This is a genomic window from Devosia faecipullorum (genome assembly GCF_015158295.1).
Taxonomy (GTDB): Bacteria; Pseudomonadota; Alphaproteobacteria; order Rhizobiales; family Devosiaceae; genus Devosia; species Devosia faecipullorum.
The window spans coordinates 127570-145314 of sequence record NZ_JACDXV010000001.1; the positions used below are offsets into that span (position 1 = coordinate 127570).

Here is a 17745-nt window from a genome sequence, read left to right on the forward strand (position 1 = left end):
GAGGGAAGAGCATGACCCTTCCACTGTTCTTCTTCTATGTGTTCTCGGCAGTCGCCGTCGCCGCGGCCTTCATGGTCATTTCGGCGCGCAATCCGGTCCACGCCGTACTGTTCCTCATCCTGACTTTCGTCAATGCGGCGGGCCTGTTCATGCTGGCCGGCGCGGAATTCCTCGCGCTGCTGCTGATCGTGGTCTATGTCGGCGCGGTCGCGGTTCTGTTCCTCTTTGTCGTCATGATGCTGGACGTCGATTTCGCCGAACTGAAATCGGGTCTGCTGCAATATGCGCCCATCGGTATTCTGGTCGGCCTCGTCCTGCTGCTCGAACTGCTTCTGGTGGCTGGCAGTACCTTCATCTCTCCGGAGATTGGTGGCGGAGCCGCTCTGCCGATCGACAATACGATCGAGAACACAAGGGCGCTCGGACAGGTCCTCTACACGCGTTACGTCTTCCTGTTCCAGGGTGCTGCAGCAGTACTGCTGGTGGCCATGATCGGCGCCATCGTTCTGACATTGCGGCATCGGCCCGGCATCAAGCGGCAGAGCACTGCCGCCCAGATCGGCCGCAAGCCCAGCGAGACGCTCAAGGTCGTCAAGGTCAAATCGGGTCAGGGGCTATAGGGGGTTATCATGGGTCTGGACATCGGGCTCGGTCATTACCTGACCGTCGCAGCTATCCTGTTCACGCTTGGCGTGGTCGGCATCTTCATCAACCGCAAGAACGTCATCGTCATCCTGATGTCGGTGGAGTTGATCCTCTTGGCCGTGAATCTCAATCTGGTGGCCTTCAGTGCCCAACTCAATGACCTTCAAGGTCAGGTCTTCGCGCTGATGATCCTCACCGTTGCTGCCGCCGAGGCCGCTATCGGTCTCGCCATCCTCGTTATTTTCTACCGCAACCGTGGCTCCATCGCGGTTGAGGACGTCAACATGATGAAGGGCTAGGGGCACCCGCTATGATCATTCAGGCGATTGTTTTCCTGCCCCTTATCGGGGCGCTTATTGCCGGTCTGCTCGGCCGCTCGATCGGTCACCGGCCCAGTGAGTTCATCACGACGGGTCTGCTGATCGTTGCGGCGGTGCTGAGCTGGGTCGTTTTCATCCCCGTGGCATTTGGCGACGGGTTGGCCGGTGCTGTGGGCGACGGCAATGCCGCCGTCCTCAAGATCGAGGTCATGCGTTGGATTCAGGTCGGCGACATGGACCTGCGCTGGATCCTGCGTGTCGATACGCTCACTGCCATCATGCTGGTGGTGGTGAACACGGTGTCGGCGCTCGTCCACGTCTATTCCATCGGCTACATGAACGAAGATCCGCATCGTGCGCGGTTCTTCGCCTATCTCTCGCTTTTCACCTTCGCCATGCTGATGCTGGTGACCGCCGACAACTTCCTCCAGATGTTCTTCGGCTGGGAGGGCGTGGGCCTCGCTTCTTATCTGCTGATCGGGTTCTGGTACACCAAGCCCTCGGCCAGCGCGGCGGCGATGAAAGCCTTCGTGGTCAACCGCGTCGGTGACTTCGGTTTCCTGTTGGGCATTTTCGGCTCGTTTCTGGTGCTGGGCCAGATCGGTTTCGACGGCGCTTTTGCCGCCGTGGACGAATTCGCCAATAGCGGCATGCCGACCATCCAGTTCCTGGCCTGGAACGTGGATGCCATGACAGTAATCTGCCTCCTGCTGTTCATGGGCGCCATGGGCAAGTCGGCGCAGTTCCTGCTGCACACCTGGCTTCCGGACGCCATGGAAGGCCCGACCCCCGTGTCGGCGCTGATCCACGCCGCGACCATGGTGACGGCCGGTGTGTTCATGGTGGCGCGCCTGTCGCCGCTGTTTGAAACTTCGCCTTTCGCGCTCAATGTCATCATTGTCATCGGCGCCATCACGGCCTTCTTTGCGGCAACAGTCGGTCTCGTGCAGAACGACATCAAGCGCGTCATTGCCTATTCGACCTGTTCGCAGCTCGGTTACATGTTCGTGGCGCTTGGGGCAGGGGCCTATTCGGCCGGTGTGTTCCATCTCTTCACCCACGCCTTCTTCAAGGCCCTGCTGTTCCTGGGCGCGGGCTCGGTCATCCACGCGATGCACCACGAGCAGGATATGCGGAACATGGGCGGGCTGCGCAAAAAGATCCCCATCACCTATGCGATGATGATGATCGGCACGCTCGCACTTACGGGTGTTGGTATTCCGGGCACGAATTTCGGCTTTGCCGGTTTCTTCTCCAAGGACGCCATCATCGAAAGCGCCTATGCCTTTGGTGGCAATATCGGCTCATTCGCCTTCTGGATGCTGGTCATCGCGGCCCTGTTCACCAGCTTCTATTCCTGGCGTCTGGTCCACCTGACATTCCACGGTTCGCCGCGCGAGCCGCAGCACGCCGACGACCACGGCCATCATGACCATCACGGTTCGGCCTATGACAACGCTCATGAATCGCCCAATGTCATGCTCGTGCCGCTCTACGTGCTGGCTGTTGGTGCGGTCCTGGCGGGCGTGGTGTTCTACGGCATGTTCTTCCACGACGTGGAGCATATCGAGCATTTCTTCGCGGGTTCGATCTTCGTGGATCACCAGATCATCGAGGACGCGCACCACGTGCCGACCTGGGTGAAGTGGAGCGCCACGGTCTCGATGGTTCTGGGCTTAGTCGCCGCCTGGTACATGTATATCAGGCGCCCCGACATGCCGGGCCGGCTGGCGGCGTCCAATCCGGGACTCTACCAGTTCCTGCTCAACAAGTGGTATTTCGACGAGCTCTACAACACGATCTTCGTGCGTCCCGCGCTCTGGATCGGCAATGCCATCTGGAAGGGTTTCGACGACTGGTTAGTTGACGACAAGATTGCCGGTGGCCTTGGCCGTCGCGTTCAGAATGTCACGAGCTGGATGGTCAAATTGCAGTCCGGTTATCTCTATCACTATGCCTTCGCCATGCTGATCGGCATTGCGGCGCTGCTGACCTGGGCCATTACGGCCGGGGGGCTCCTCTAATGACCTTTGATAATTCAATTCTGACGATTGTTACTTGGCTGCCGCTGCTGGGAGCCGCAATCCTGCTGGCCACGCCGAAAAATGCCATTGGCGCTATCCGCTGGATTTCGCTGGTGGTGACCCTATCGGTCTTCGGGCTGTCGCTTGCACTCTGGCAGGCCTTCGATCCATCCAATGCCGGCTTCCAGTTCGTCGTCAACATGCCCTGGATCGGCGATTCCATCGGCTATCGCGTCGGCGTGGACGGTATTTCGGTGCTGTTCGTGGTGCTGACCGCGCTGCTCATGCCGGCGGTCGTGGTGGCGAGTTGGGAGGTGGAGACGCGCCTCAAGGAATACATGATCGTGTTCCTGGTGCTCGAAACGCTGATGATCGGCGTCTTCACCACTCTCGACCTGGCCATGTTCTACGTCTTCTTCGAAGGCACGTTGCTGCCGATGTTCCTGATCATCGGAATCTGGGGCGGTTCGGCGCGTATCCAGGCGGCATACAAGTTCTTCTTCTATACCTTCATCGGCTCGGTGCTGATGCTGCTGGCCATGATGGCGATGTATTGGGATGCCGGCACGACCGACATCACGCGCCTTCTGGGTCATGAATTCCCGGTGGGCATGCAGACCTGGCTGTGGCTGGCCTTCTTTGCCTCGCTGGCCGTCAAGATGCCGATGTGGCCTTTTCATCGCTGGTTGCCGGAAGCGCACGTGCAGGCTCCGACGGCGGGTTCCGTAGTGCTGGCCGCCATCCTGCTCAAGCTCGGCGGTTATGGTTTCCTGCGCTTCTCGCTGCCGATGTTCCCCGATGCCTCGGCTCAGTTCGCCAATTTCATCTTCGTGCTTTCGGTCGCGGCGATCATCCTGACTTCGCTGGTGGCCCTGGTGCAGACGGACATGAAGAAGCTGATTGCCTATTCGTCCGTCGCCCATATGGGTTTCGTGACCATGGGCATCTTCGCGGGCAATGCGCTGGGCATTCAGGGCGCCATGTTCCAGATGATTTCGCACGGTATTGTTTCTGGCGCGCTCTTCCTCTGCGTTGGCGTCATCTATGACCGCATGCATACGCGCGACATCGACGCCTATGGCGGATTGGTGGAACGCATGCCGCAATATGCCTTTGCGTTCATGGTCTTCACCATGGCCAATGTCGGCCTTCCTGGCACGTCGGGCTTCGTGGGTGAATTCCTCACCATGATCGGCGTGTTCCAGGTCAATACGTGGGCCGCTTTCGGTGCCGCCTTCGGCGTGATCTTCTCGGCCTGTTATGCGCTCTGGCTTTATCGCCGGATCATTTTCGGCGCGTTGACCAAGGAAAGCCTGAAATCCATACTCGATCTCAACCTGCGTGAGAGGGTTGTCCTCTATCCGCTCCTGGTGCTGACCTTGGTGTTCGGTTTCTACCCGGCTCCGATCCTCGACACGACGGCCGCTGCAGTGGACAATCTGGTGTCGCATTATTCGGCCGCCATCGGTCGCGATCCCTTGGTCGATCTTGCCGAACAGCGCATCCAACTCGAATACACCGCGCCCTCGGGCGAGGTACAGCCGGCCACCGCGCCAGCGTCGCACTAGGAGAGACTCGTGAACTCTGACATTACCGATTTTGCGAGCCTGGCTCCGGCCTATCCCGAACTGCTCATGGCGGCGGGTGCTCTGGTGCTTCTGCTCGTCGGCATTATCGTCAACAAGGAAAAGTCGAGCCTGGTCAGTTGGCTGGCCATCATCCTCGTCGCCGCTGCAGGTGTGCTCGTCGTGATGCAGCCCACCGACGGCGTGATTTTCAACGGCCTCTTCATCGCGGACGGCTTTGCCCGCTACATGAAGGTGCTGGTGCTGGGCGGTGCGGCCTTGGCCTTGATCCTCAGCCTCTCCAATGCTGAAGAAAACGGGCTGCATAAGTACGAATATTCCATCCTCGCCGTTCTTGCGACTTTGGGCATGATGGTCATGGTTTCGGCCAATGACCTGATGAGCCTTTATGTCGGCCTCGAATTGCAGTCGCTCGCCCTTTATGTGATGGCGGCGATCAAGCGCGATGATAGCCGTGCAACGGAAGCTGGTCTCAAGTACTTCGTACTCGGCGCACTCTCCTCGGGCATGCTGCTCTATGGCGCCTCGCTGATCTATGGCTTTACCGGCCATACCAACCTTTCCGAAATCGTCATCGCCATCGCCAATGAAGGCCGCTCGATCGGGTTGATCTTCGGCATGGTCTTCCTGCTCGCAGGCATTGCCTTCAAGATTTCCGCAGTGCCGTTCCATATGTGGACACCCGACGTCTATGAAGGCGCACCGACCCCGGTAACAGCCTTCTTCGCCATGGCACCCAAGGTTGCAGCCATGACCCTGATGGTCCGGCTGGTCATGGACACCTTTGCGCCGATCACCAGCGACTGGCAGCAGATCGTCATCTTCCTTTCCATCGCTTCCATGGTGCTGGCCGCCTTTGCCGCCATCGGCCAGAAGTCGCTCAAGCGCCTCATTGCCTATTCCTCTATCGGCCATGTGGGCTTCGCCTTGGTTGGCCTGTCTTCGGGCACGCAGGTAGGTGTCGAGGGCGTGGCCGTCTATATGGCCATCTATGTCGGCATGACCGTGGCTTTGTTCGCCTGCATCCTGGCCCTGCGCACCGACAAGGGCTATGTGGAAACCATCGATGACCTGGCCGGAGCCTCCAAGGCACGTCCATTCGTGGCCGCGATCATGGCTATCGTCATGTTTTCGTTGATTGGCCTGCCTCCGCTTGCCGGGTTCTTCGCCAAATGGCAGGTCTTCCTTGCAGCGATCGAAGCCAATCTCTATGTTTTGGCAGTCATCGGCATGCTGGCTTCGGCGATCAGCGCCTTTTACTATCTGCGCATAGTCAAGGTGATGTATTTCGACGAGCCCAAGGACGAGTTCGTGGCGGTGCCCGGCGAACTTAACATCGTCATGGCGGTGTTCGGCTTCCTGATCGTGACGTATTTCTTCACCATCGGCAGCCCGCTGACGACCTGGGCTAGCAACGCCGCCGGAAGCCTGTTCTAGGTGGCTGATTTCCTGCTTGGCGCCAAGGCGAAGTCAGCCGGATACCGGCTGGCCGGTTTTGACGCCATAGGCTCCACAAATAGCGAGGCACTTGCGGCGGCTGCCGCTGGCGATCCGGGGGGCATCTGGTTCGCCGCCTTGCAGCAGACGGCTGGTCGCGGTCGGCGGGGCAGGGAATGGCACAGTCCGCAAGGCAATCTGGCGGCCAGCCTTCTCATCGTGCCGGATGCTGCGCCGGAATTGATCGCCACGCTTGGTTTCGTTGCCGGCGTTGCGCTCAATCGAGCTTTGTCTTCTATTCTGCCCGATGGCATGGTTCGGATCGGCATTGATGGGGCCGATGGCGCTGACGGAAAGTCACGCATTGCGCTCAAATGGCCCAACGATGTGCTGGCCGATGGCGGCAAACTGGCGGGCATTCTGCTTGAGGCCACGAAGACGGGTGATGGCCGCAGCGCCATCGTCATCGGCTGCGGCGTCAATATTGTTGCCGCGCCGCAGGGAACGCCCTATCCGGCTACCTCATTGGCCAATCTCGGCACCAAACGAACTGCCGAGGATGTTTTCGAGGCCCTTTCCGACGCCTGGGTGGATGCCTTCAGCCTCTGGGACGACGGACGCGGCGTGGGCAAAGTCCTTGAAATTTGGCGTGGCTCTGCTGCCGGCATAGGTGCGCCAGTCGCTGTCTCGCAGGACGGAATCGTCCGGCGCGGCATTTTTGAAACCATCGACTCCGCTGGTCGATTGATTATCCGCGACGATGACGGTTCGCGGTTTCCGATCACGGCGGGCGATGTGCATTTTGGGGCAACGGCCAGCGCCCGAAGCTGACCACAACAGAGCGTGGCGACCGGCGACCAGAGTTCGCCCGGCGTCGCGCGATTTAAAAGAAAGAAAAACCCATGGCTAAGAACCAAAGGGACGAATTTGTCTTCGTGCCGCTCGGCGGCGTCGGTGAAATCGGCATGAACATGGCCGCCTATGGCTTCGGTCCGGAACGCAAGCGCAAATGGATCGTCGTCGATTGCGGCGTGAGCTTCGGCGGGCCGGATCTGCCGGGTATCGAGCTTGTCATGGCCAATCCCGAATTCCTGGAAGAAAATGCCGACGACGTTCTGGCGCTGATCCTCACCCATAGCCACGAAGACCATTACGGCGCCGTGCTCGACCTCTGGCCGGTCTTTGACCAGCCGGTCTATGCGACTCCGTTCACTGCCGCGATGCTGGCGGCCAAGCGGGCAGGGGATGGCATCGTCGAAAATGTCGATATCACCATCATGCAGCCGGGCAAGCCGTTCACGGTGGGCCCTTTCACCATCGAGCCCATCAACGTTGCGCATTCGATCCCCGAATCAAACGCATTGCTGATCACCACGCCGGTTGGCCGGGCGCTGCACACCGGCGACTGGAAGCTCGATCCGACCCCGACGATGGGCGCGCCGACCGATTTTGCACGGCTCGAAGCCATTGGCGGCGAGAGCGACTTGCCGCTGGCGCTGATCTGCGATTCCACCAATTCGATGAAAGACGGCGAAAGCCCGAGCGAGCAGGAAGTTGGAGATAATCTCGCCAAGCTGATTGCTGAAGCGCCAAATCGCGTTGCGATCACGACCTTTGCCTCCAATGTCGGTCGTGTGGTCTCCATCGTTCGTGCTGCTCACAAGGCCGGCCGCGAAGTGGTCATGTCCGGGCGTTCGCTGCACCGGATCATGGGCATTGCCAAGGAATTGGGCATGCTCGAAGGGCTGCCGACGCTGCATGACCAAGACATGTACAAGTCCATCGCCCGCAACAAATGCGTGCTGATCTGCACCGGCAGCCAGGGCGAAGCGCGTGCTGCTATTGCACGCATTGCCCGGGGCGATCACCCAGTGATCGATCTCGCGGCGGGCGACCGCATGATTTTCTCGTCATGGGCCATTCCGGGCAACGAGCGGGAAGTGCAGAACATCCATAACCTGTTGATCGACAAAGGCGTCGAGGTCATCAATGCCGGCGATGCCCTGGTTCACGTCACCGGGCATCCGCGCCGGGGAGAGTTGCGGAAGCTCTATTCCTGGGTGAAGCCGCAGGTTCTTGTGCCGGTGCATGGCGAGGCGGCGCATCTCGACGCTCATGCCAAGCTGGGGCGCGAGGCCGGCATTCCCCAGGTGCGTGAAGTGCGCAATGGCGACCTGGTTCGGCTCTTTCCGGAATCAATGACCTTTCCCGGCGAGGTGCGTACCGGCGAGCTTTATCTCGATGGTCTTGTGCTCTGCACGCCTGAAGAAAGTGGCGTCAAAGGCAGGCGGCGTCTTTCGTTTGGCGGCATGATCATTGTTAGCCTTGCGGTCAATTCCAGCGGCTATGTTGTATCCGGTCCTGAAATGGTGGTTGAAGGATTGCCCGAGACCGACGAGGAATCGGTGGCGGACCTGGTGGAAGACACCATTGCCGGCGTCATCAAGTCGATGCCACCGAAACGCCGTTCGGATAGTGAAGTGCTGAATTCGGCGCTGTTCAAAGCCATCCGCAACGAGGTCAATGCTTTCTGGGGCCGCAAGCCCAATGTCAGCGTCTTCGTTCATCGGGTTTGATCGGGACAGATTTGGCCGTCGCCCATCGCCCCTCGCTCCGGCTTGATCCGGAATGAGGGGCAGGGCGAGGCACCTTAACCCGCGACACGTTGGCGACTTTCTTTCCGTCTCCAGTCCAGGCTAGATAGACCAATGCAGATCGGCTCCCTCATCGCTGTCTATTTCATAGTCTGGTGGCTCACCTTCGTCATGGTGTTGCCCATCGGCAGTCAAAGCCACCACGAAACGGGCACGCAGGTCGTCGCCGGTTCCGATCCCGGCGCGCCGGTCAAGCCGAGGCTGATATTCAAGGCCCTCCTGGCCACCGGGCTAGCTGCGGTGTTTACAGCCTTGGTGCTGTGGGGCTTGTCGAATGAAACGCTGCACCACTACTGGAACCGCTGAGCAAGCGCGGCTGACTGCCTCAGCCGGCTTCTTGCACTTGCATGTCTTCAGGTCATGACAAGCGCGGTTTTCCGGTCGTCGTCTTGATGGCGTAAATTGCCAAATCCTTCTTCACGGCTGTTTCCCAACCTCACAAAACAAGGCGAAGCGGCAGGCGCATCATGCTTGTCTAAAGGTTTTGGACTTGGCCATATTTCTTTGTTCTAAAACAAAAAAGCGGGGCACAGGGCCCCGCTAAAATGAGTTTATTCGACAATACGTTGGTCTTAGGCGCGCTTTGAAGCGGCTGCCAACGCTCCTCCCTTGACGTTGTCGACGTCCGGCGGTTTGGGCCGCCTTTGTTTTATTGCGCTGGACCCTAACAACACTTTTGGGGTCTGCCAAGTAGATTCTGCATAGCTTGCATGCTTGAATCGAATGGGCCTTTAGGCTTTGAGTGGGCAACAACAATCCCTACGAGTCGAAGCACCAGTTTTCGGAGTTATCATGCGTCTTTCCCGATATTTTCTGCCGGTGCTGCGCGACGTTCCCAAGGAAGCGGAGATCGTTTCGCACCGGTTGATGCTGCGTGCCGGCATGATCCGCCAGCAGGCGTCCGGCCTCTATTCCTGGCTTCCCCTGGGCTACAAAGTCCTGATGAAAGTGCAGAAGATCATCGAGGAGGAGCAGAACCGCTCCGGCGCGGTTGAACTGCTCATGCCCACCATTCAGTCGGCCGATCTCTGGCGCGAATCCGGGCGCTACGATGCCTATGGCAAGGAAATGCTGCGCATCGAGGATCGGCACGAGCGGGAATTTCTCTATGGCCCGACCAATGAGGAGATGATCACCGACATCTTCAGGTCTTATGTTAAGTCTTACAAAGACCTGCCTCTCAACCTCTACCACATTCAATGGAAGTTCCGCGACGAAGTGCGCCCGCGCTTCGGCACCATGCGCAGCCGCGAATTCCTGATGAAGGACGCCTATTCGTTCGATCTCGACAAGGACCGCGCTGTCGCCGCCTATGAGCGCATGTTCGTCGCCTATCTGCGTACCTATGCGCGCATGGGACTGACGGCCATACCGATGCGCGCCGATACTGGCCCCATCGGCGGCGACCTCAGCCACGAATGGATCATCCTGGCGGAAACCGGGGAGAGCCAGGTTTTCTGCCACCGTGATCTGCTCGACAAGCCCATCCCTCCCAAGGATGTGGACTTCCGCGGCGACCTGAAGCCGATCTTCAACGATTGGACTTCGCTCTACGCTGCCACCGAGGAAATGGTCGATAAGGCCGAATACGAAGCCGCCGTGCCCGAGGACAAGCGCGTCTCCGCGCGCGGGATCGAGGTTGGACACATCTTCTATTTCGGGACCAAATATTCCGAACCGATGAAGGCTAGCGTCACCGGCGCCGACGGCAAGGAGACCATTGTTCATATGGGATCTTATGGCATCGGCCTTACCCGCGTCGTCCCCGCCATCATCGAAGCCAGCCATGACGAGAACGGCATAGTCTGGCCGGTTTCCGTCGCGCCCTTTGAGGCCGTGCTGATCAATCTCAAGGCTGGCGATGCCGATACTGACGCGGCCTGTGATGCTCTCTATGCGGAACTTTCCGCCGCCGGCCTGGACATGCTCTATGATGACCGTGACCAGCCCGCTGGCAGCAAGTTTGCCACTGCCGATCTTGTCGGAATCCCCTATCAGCTGATTTTGGGGCCGCGCGGCCTTAAAAACGGCGAAGTCGAAATCAAGCATCGCAAGACCGGCGAGCGCGAGACTCTGCCGCTTGCCGGGGCGGTCGAGCGCCTGAAAAGCCTGATCGAACCGCAACGGATGACCGACATTTGACCTCCACCATGCAAGAGTCGCCGGCGAACCGGACACGTCCCTTTGCCCGGTTCGAATGGATGATTGCCGGGCGCTATCTGCGCGCGCGCCGCAAGGAAGCCTTCATTTCGGTCATTGCCAGCCTCACCATGGTCGGCGTGGCCATCGGCGTGGCGACGCTGATCGTCGTCATGTCGGTGATGAACGGATTTCGCGGGGAATTGCTGGACAAGATTCTTGGCCTTAATGGCCACTTCACCGCCTATCCCATTGAGAGTGAGTTCACCGACTACAAGGAGACGATTGCGGCGCTCGAACAGGTCGATGGGGTGTCTTATGCGGTCTATTTCGTAGAGGGCCAGGTCTTGGCCTCAGGACGGGGCAGTTCGACCGGCGTCACCGTGCGCGGCATGGATGAGGAAAATCTCAAGAAGCTGGCATTGCTCTACGACAGTGCCGAACAGGGCGGTTTTGATCAATGGGACAATAGCCGGGGCGTCGCCATCGGCTATCGCCTGGCGCAGACGCTGGGCGTCGGCCTTGGCGACCAGGTGCAGATCATCAATCCCGAAGGCACGATGACCCCCTTCGGCTCGACCCCGCAAATCCGCTCCTATCCGGTCAATGTCATTTTCAATCTTGGCATGGTCGAGTTCGATTCCTTCTTCATGTACATGCCGCTCGAACCGGCACAGGACTTTTTCAAGCTGGTCGATGAAGTGTTGCGGCCCGGAATGGGGCCGCTTGACCCACTGGCCAGTGACGAAGAAATCGACGCTGCCTATGAACGAATTCCGCGCGCCTCCGCGGCTGAAATCTTCATCAAGGATCCAGATGCGGTGAGCGCCATGCGCCAGCGCCTGCAATCTGCGCCCGGCATTCGCCCGATGATCCTCACCTCCTGGCAGGAGCGCAACCAGACTTTCTTCTCCGCCCTGCAGGTGGAGCGCGTGGTCATGTTCACCATCCTGTCGATGATTATACTGGTGGCGGCATTCAACATCATCGCCAGCCTTATCATGCTTGTGAAAGACAAGAGCGCCGACATTGCCGTGTTGCGCACCATGGGCGCGACGCGAGGATCGATCATGCGCATTTTCTCGATCACCGGGACTGCCATTGGCTTTATCGGAACCTTGCTCGGCTTCGTGCTCGGCCTGGTTGTCGCTTCCAATGCCGAGGCGATCCGCGCCTCGATTTCCGATTTTTTGGGCGTGACCTTATTCCCGCCGGAAGTGTTCTTTCTCTCGTCACTGCCCAGCCGCGTCGACCCCGTCGAGGTGACCGTGGTGGTCTGCATGGCCCTCGGGCTTTCCTTCCTGGCCACACTTTATCCGGCTTGGCGTGCCGCCCAATATGATCCGGTGGAGGCCCTGCGCTATGAGTAAGCCGCATCTACGCCTTGCCGGCGTCCACCGTCACTACGGCGAAGGCGAGCGCATGGTGCGCGTGCTGGAGGCCGCCGATCTGGTTGTCGAAAGCGGCGAAATGGTCGCGCTCGTTGCCCCCTCGGGTGCCGGAAAATCCACTTTGCTGCATCTCTGTGGCCTGCTGGAATCCCCACAGGCGGGAGAGATCGAGATTGTCGGCCAGCCCACCAGCAAGCTCAATGATCGGGGCCGCACGCAATTGCGCCGCTCGACCGTGGGCTATGTCTATCAGTTCCATCACCTCCTTCCCGAATTCACCGCACTGGAAAATGTGGTCATGCCGCAATTGATCGCCAGCAAGGATCAGAAGGCGGCCGAGAGCAGGGCAATGCAATTGCTCGATCTGCTCGGGGTGGCGCCGCGCGCCACCCACAGACCGGCGGAACTTTCCGGCGGCGAACAGCAACGCATTGCCATCGCGCGCGCTGCCGCCAACCATCCGCGCGTCGTGCTTGCCGACGAGCCGACTGGCAATCTGGACCCCGAGACCAGTGATCGAGTTTTTGAGGCGCTGAAGAGCCTGATCCGCAACGAAGGCGCTGCGGCCCTGATCGCCACTCACAATTACGACCTGGCGCGGCGAGCCGACCGGATTGTGACCATCAAGAATGGCCTTGTGATCCCGCACAGCCTGTAATCCGGTCCCACCAAGGACCGACCTGTCCGGCACGCCGGTTCTGCTCAGTCGCGGGACCGGCGTTGCGCTTTTGTGGCGGCAAAACTCTTTCCAAAAAGCTCTGCGTCGCCGGCTGCTTTCAGCGGCGGAATGCGCCCGAATTCGGCCACGCGCCAGATCAGTCCTAACGATTTCCTAACCAGTTGGCGCCTGTGCCCGGTTTCACCGGTGTTCCTGTCTAGACGTGAACAAAAATCGAACATATAAGAACATTACAGAAACACAGGAGATAGAGATGCTCGATTTCGTCAAGGACTTCGCCGCTTTCGTGACCTTGGGTGTCTTCACCATCGGTTCGCTGACCTGGATGGACATAATTACCAAGCTGGTGTGATCGCCTGTGGATTGAGCGCTCTGTGGTTTGACCTGGCCAGGCCCTTGCCACAGAGTCTGCCAAGGAGATGCATATGCGCGGCCCCGGCTTCATTCACCTTCACGTTCATTCCGCCTTCTCGCTGTTGGAAGGCGCGCTGCAGCTTGAGACCATTCTCAAGCTCGCCACCGAGGATGCGCAGCCGGCACTCGGAATTGCCGACACCAATAATCTGTTCGGCGCTCTCGAATTTTCCGAGAAGGCGACCAAGAAGGGCATCCAGCCGCTGATCGGTGTCGAGCTGGCGGTGGATTTCGCCGCGGCCGAGGAACGATTGAGCGAGCGCGGCCATATAGCCTGGGCGGGAAAATCCAGTGTCGTGCTGATGGCCCAGTCGGAGCGAGGGTTTTCAAACCTTTCACAACTGGTCTCGCGGGCTTATCTCGAGGGCGAGGACGGACTGGCCCGGGCCAGCCTGGGCTGGCTGAGCAGGGAAAGCCTCGACGGAATCATCTGTCTGTCAGGTGGGCCCGAAGGTGCGATCGATATGGCATTCGCCCATGGCCAGGACGCGAATGCCGTTCGACGGCTCGATCTGCTGACCGATTTTTTCGGCGATCGCTTTTATATCGAATTGCAACGCCATGGCCGCGCCATGGAAGCCGGGGTCGAACCTCGGCTGATTGACTACGCCTATCGCAAGGGCATTCCCCTGGTGGCGACCAATGAGCCTTTCTTCAAGACTGAGAAGGAATTTGAAGCCCACGATGCGCTGCTGGCAATCGCCGGCAGTTCGGTGCTGGCGCAGACCGAACGCCGCAAATTAAGCGACCAGTATTATTTCAAGACCCGGGCCGAGATGGCGGAATTGTTCTCCGACCTGCCCGAAGCTCTGGAATCGACAGTCGAAATCGCCCGGCGTATTTCCTATCGCCCGCGCACCAGAGGCCCCATCCTGCCCAAGTTCGCCGCCGGCTCGCATGACAGCGAGGATGAGGTGGTGGCAGCCGAGGCCGAGGCGTTGCGCCGCATTGCCGTCGATGGCCTCGATGCGCGGCTGAAGATTGTCGGCATCGCGCCGGGCAAGACCGAAGCGGAATATCGCGAGCGGCTCGACTTCGAGCTGGGCATCATCGAGAAGATGAAGTTTCCCGGCTATTTCCTGATCGTGGCCGATTTCATCCAATGGGCCAAGGCTCACGATATTCCCGTCGGTCCCGGGCGCGGTTCGGGCGCCGGCTCGCTGGTGGCCTATGCCACCACCATCACCGATCTTGATCCGCTGCGTTACAATCTGCTGTTCGAGCGCTTCCTCAATCCAGAGCGCGTGTCGATGCCCGACTTCGACATCGACTTCTGCCAGGATCGCCGCGAAGAAGTCATTCGTTACGTGCAGGACAAGTACGGATCGAGCCAGGTCGCGCAGATCATCACTTTCGGTACGCTTCAGGCTCGCGCCGTGTTGCGCGACGTGGGGCGCGTACTGCAAATGCCCTATGGGCAGGTGGATCGCATCTGCAAGCTCGTCCCGGCCAACCCCGCCGATCCGTGGTCCATCGAGCGGACCATGAAAGAGGTGCCACAGTTCCGCCAGATGGCGGAGGAAGACGAAACCGTCAGCCAATTGGTCGAGATCGGGCAGGCGCTTGAGGGGCTTTACCGTCATGCCTCGACGCACGCTGCCGGTATCGTGATCGGTGACCGGCCCTTGCAGCAATTGCTGCCGCTTTATCGCGATCCGCGCTCCGACATGCCGGTCACCCAGTATAATCTCAAATGGGTGGAACCGGCGGGTCTGGTCAAGTTCGACTTCCTTGGCCTTAAGACCCTGACCACCATTCGCTATGCCGTGGACATGGCGAAGAACCGGGGCGTGGAACTCGATATTGACGCCATCCCCATAGAGGACGCAGCGACATACAAACTCTACGCGCGTGGCGATACCTACGGCATTTTCCAGTTTGAAAGCGCCGGCATGCGGCGGGCGCTTATGGAGCTCAAGCCCGACCGTATCGAAGACCTGATCGCCATGAACGCGCTCTATCGGCCCGGCCCGATGGACAATATTCCAAGCTTCATCAATCGCAAGCACGGCACCGAGAAGGTGGTCTATCCCCATCCGGCCTTGTCCGAAGTGCTCGACGAGACCTATGGCATCATCGTCTATCAGGAACAGGTGATGCAAATTGCCCAGCTTCTGTCCGGCTATTCGCTGGGTGAAGCCGATATGTTGCGTCGCGCCATGGGCAAGAAGATCAAGGCGGAAATGGACGCGCAGCGCGTTCGTTTCCGCGATGGCTCGGGACCGCAGGGAGTCAGCGAGGCGCTGGCCGACGAAATTTTCGACCTGCTCGCCAAGTTCGCCAATTATGGCTTCAATAAGAGCCACGCGGCCGCCTATGCCTGGGTCTCCTATCAGACCGCCTATCTCAAGGAGCATTTCCCCCACGAGTTCTACGCGGCGTCGATGACCCTCGACATGGCGCAGACTGACAAGCTTTCGGATTTCCGCCGGGAAGCGGGCAAGAAAGGCATCGAGGTGGTGCCGCCCTGCGTCAACCAGTCCGAGGTTGTGTTTTCGGTGAAGCAGGACCGCATCCATTATGGCCTTTCGGCGGTCAAGGGCGTGGGGCGGGCTATGGCCGAACATATCGTCGAGGTGCGCGGCGATACCCCGTTCAAGGATCTCGGTGATTTTGCCCGCAGAGTCGATCCCCGCGTCCTCAACAAGCGGACGCTGGAAACGCTGGTCAATGCCGGCGCCTTTGATGGCTTGGCGCCGCGTCGCGAAGTGGCCTTTGCCGCCGTTGAAACCATAATCGGCACGGCGCAGGCGCTGACGGCGGATCGTAGCAGCGGTCAGGTATCCATGTTCGACAGCGTGGAGGAGGAGCCGTTCCGCCTGCCGACGAGCGTGCCGGTGTGGAATTCTACCGAGCGGGCAGATCGGGAACTTTCGGCTATCGGGTTTCATCTTTCGGCCCATCCGCTCGATGCTTATGCGGACCTGTTCGAGAAGGTGCGGGTGCAGCGCTGGAGCGATTTTGAGCGGGCGGTAAAGGATGGCGCGGGGGCAGGGCGGCTGGCCGGCACGATCTCATCGCGTAACGACCGGCGAACGCGAAAAGGCACGCCGATGATGATCCTGACCCTGTCCGATCAGAGCGGCACCTTTGAATGCATCGCTTTCTCCGAACAGATCAACGAATTCGGTGCGATTTTGCAGCCTGGCAATTCGGTGATCTTGCAGGTGGGCGCCGACGAGCGCGCGGAGGGCATCAGCCTGCGCCTGATTTCCGCCGAAGCCATCGAGGGATTGGCCGAGCGGGTCGATCGGCAATTGACCATTTTCATGTCCGACGCCAAGGCTCTCGGCCCGACAAGCATGCAATTGCGGCGTGGCAGCAATGGTCGCGTGAATTTTGTGGTCATTCGCGATGGCGGGGCGCGGGAATATGAGATCGAGCTGCCCGGAAAATACAATGTCACCGATGAAGTTGCCGGTGGCATCAAGGCGCTGGACGGTGTGATGGACGTGCGATTCGCTTAAATTGGCCGTCTTGCGCCGGAGTGGAAGGCGACCAGCCCTGCATGTGGCTTGCGCATCCGGCATGCTTGGCTTATAGCAGCCCCGCGTCCGATATCGTATCGGATGTGATCACACACACGAAGCAGGCTTTCCTTGAGGGAAATCCATCCGGTGGCGGTTCTCCGCTGCAAGGCTTCGTGGAGGCATCAACCGGTTAAGGAGCAGCCCATCATGGCACTGCCAGAATTCTCCATGCGTCAGCTTCTCGAAGCTGGCGTTCACTTCGGTCACCAGAAGCATCGCTGGAACCCGAAGATGGAACGCTATATTTTCGGCGTTCGCAACGACATCCACATTCTCGACCTCAGCCAGACCGTGCCGGCTTTGAGCCGCGCCCTGCAGCTGGTCAGCGACACCGTTGCCGATGGCGGCCGCGTGCTGTTCGTCGGCACCAAGCGCCAGGCCGCGCCGCTCGTTGCGGAAGCCGCCAAGCAGTCGGCCCAGTATTATGTCAATTCCCGTTGGCTCGGCGGTACGCTGACCAATTGGCAGACCATCTCCAATTCCATCGCTCGCCTGCGCGAGCTGGAATCGATGAGCGAAGCCGATCTGGCCCTGCGCACCAAGAAAGAGCGCCTGATGATGTCCCGCGAGCAGGAGCGTCTTGAGCGCGACCTGGGCGGCATCAAGGACATGGGCAATGTGCCGAGCCTGTTGTTCGTGATCGACACCAACAAGGAAGCCAACGCCATCAAGGAAGCCCGTCGTCTGGGCATTCCGGTCGTTGCCATTGTTGATACCAATTGCGATCCTGACACCGTTGATTACGCCATTCCGGGCAATGACGACGCCAGCCGCGCTCTCGAGCTTTATGTTTCGCTGATCTCGCGCGCTGCCATTGACGGCATTGGTCGTTCCTCGAGCGCCCTTGGCGCCGATCTCGGCTCGTCGTCCGAAGCGCCGGCTGAAGACCTGCCGGCCGAAGACGAAGCCGCTGCCAACTAAGCGTC

The 17745-nt window shown here is 59.6% G+C and carries 13 protein-coding genes; all 13 read left to right on the top strand.

Translation table 11 applies throughout. The features are described from left to right. Positions 1-11 precede the first annotated feature (11 nt). The 13 genes from H0482_RS00685 (at position 12) to rpsB (ending at position 17740) form a co-directional block, all read left to right on the top strand. A complete protein-coding gene (locus tag H0482_RS00685; protein WP_193728116.1) occupies positions 12-620 on the top strand; it encodes an NADH-quinone oxidoreductase subunit J in 609 nt (202 codons plus the stop codon). Between the two features lie 15 nt (positions 621-635). Continuing rightward, positions 636-944 carry an NADH-quinone oxidoreductase subunit NuoK gene (nuoK, locus tag H0482_RS00690; protein WP_193729041.1) on the top strand — a complete coding sequence of 103 codons (309 nt, stop codon included), beginning with the start codon at positions 636-638 and terminating at the stop codon, positions 942-944. A gap of 11 nt (positions 945-955) precedes the next feature. Continuing rightward, positions 956-2989, top strand: coding sequence for an NADH-quinone oxidoreductase subunit L (gene nuoL / locus H0482_RS00695; protein WP_193728117.1), 2034 nt, complete (start codon positions 956-958; stop codon positions 2987-2989). Further along, the gene (locus H0482_RS00700; protein ID WP_193728118.1) at positions 2989-4557 is read left to right on the top strand and encodes an NADH-quinone oxidoreductase subunit M; all 1569 of its coding nucleotides are present in this window, start codon (positions 2989-2991) and stop codon (positions 4555-4557) included. The genes nuoL and H0482_RS00700 overlap by 1 nt, the downstream gene beginning before the upstream one ends. A gap of 9 nt (positions 4558-4566) precedes the next feature. Continuing rightward, a complete protein-coding gene (nuoN, locus tag H0482_RS00705) occupies positions 4567-6012 on the top strand; it encodes an NADH-quinone oxidoreductase subunit NuoN (protein ID WP_193728119.1) in 1446 nt (481 codons plus the stop codon). Further along, positions 6013-6843, top strand: a complete 831-nt coding sequence (locus tag H0482_RS00710) for a biotin--[acetyl-CoA-carboxylase] ligase (protein ID WP_330998147.1) — start codon at positions 6013-6015, stop codon at positions 6841-6843. 71 nt (positions 6844-6914) lie between these two features. Continuing rightward, on the top strand, positions 6915-8588 hold the full coding sequence (locus H0482_RS00715) for a ribonuclease J (protein ID WP_193728120.1): 1674 nt from the start codon (positions 6915-6917) through the stop codon (positions 8586-8588). A 132-nt stretch (positions 8589-8720) separates the two neighbouring features. After that, positions 8721-8972: a DUF1467 family protein gene (locus tag H0482_RS00720; RefSeq protein ID WP_193728121.1), complete on the top strand. Its 252-nt coding sequence runs from the start codon at positions 8721-8723 to the stop codon at positions 8970-8972. A 486-nt stretch (positions 8973-9458) separates the two neighbouring features. Continuing rightward, positions 9459-10808 carry a proline--tRNA ligase gene (proS, locus tag H0482_RS00725; protein ID WP_193728122.1) on the top strand — a complete coding sequence of 450 codons (1350 nt, stop codon included), beginning with the start codon at positions 9459-9461 and terminating at the stop codon, positions 10806-10808. An 8-nt stretch (positions 10809-10816) separates the two neighbouring features. Further along, complete coding sequence (locus H0482_RS00730) at positions 10817-12175, top strand: ABC transporter permease (protein WP_193728123.1); 1359 nt, start codon at positions 10817-10819, stop codon at positions 12173-12175. Next, positions 12168-12854, top strand: coding sequence for an ABC transporter ATP-binding protein (locus H0482_RS00735; protein WP_193728124.1), 687 nt, complete (start codon positions 12168-12170; stop codon positions 12852-12854). Before H0482_RS00730 ends, H0482_RS00735 begins: the two co-directional genes overlap by 8 nt. A gap of 446 nt (positions 12855-13300) precedes the next feature. Further along, positions 13301-16756 carry a DNA polymerase III subunit alpha gene (dnaE, locus tag H0482_RS00740; protein ID WP_193728125.1) on the top strand — a complete coding sequence of 1152 codons (3456 nt, stop codon included), beginning with the start codon at positions 13301-13303 and terminating at the stop codon, positions 16754-16756. 210 nt (positions 16757-16966) lie between these two features. Next, positions 16967-17740 (top strand): 30S ribosomal protein S2, encoded by a 774-nt coding sequence (gene rpsB, locus H0482_RS00745; protein ID WP_193728126.1) that lies wholly within the window; start codon positions 16967-16969, stop codon positions 17738-17740. Positions 17741-17745 lie beyond the last annotated feature (5 nt).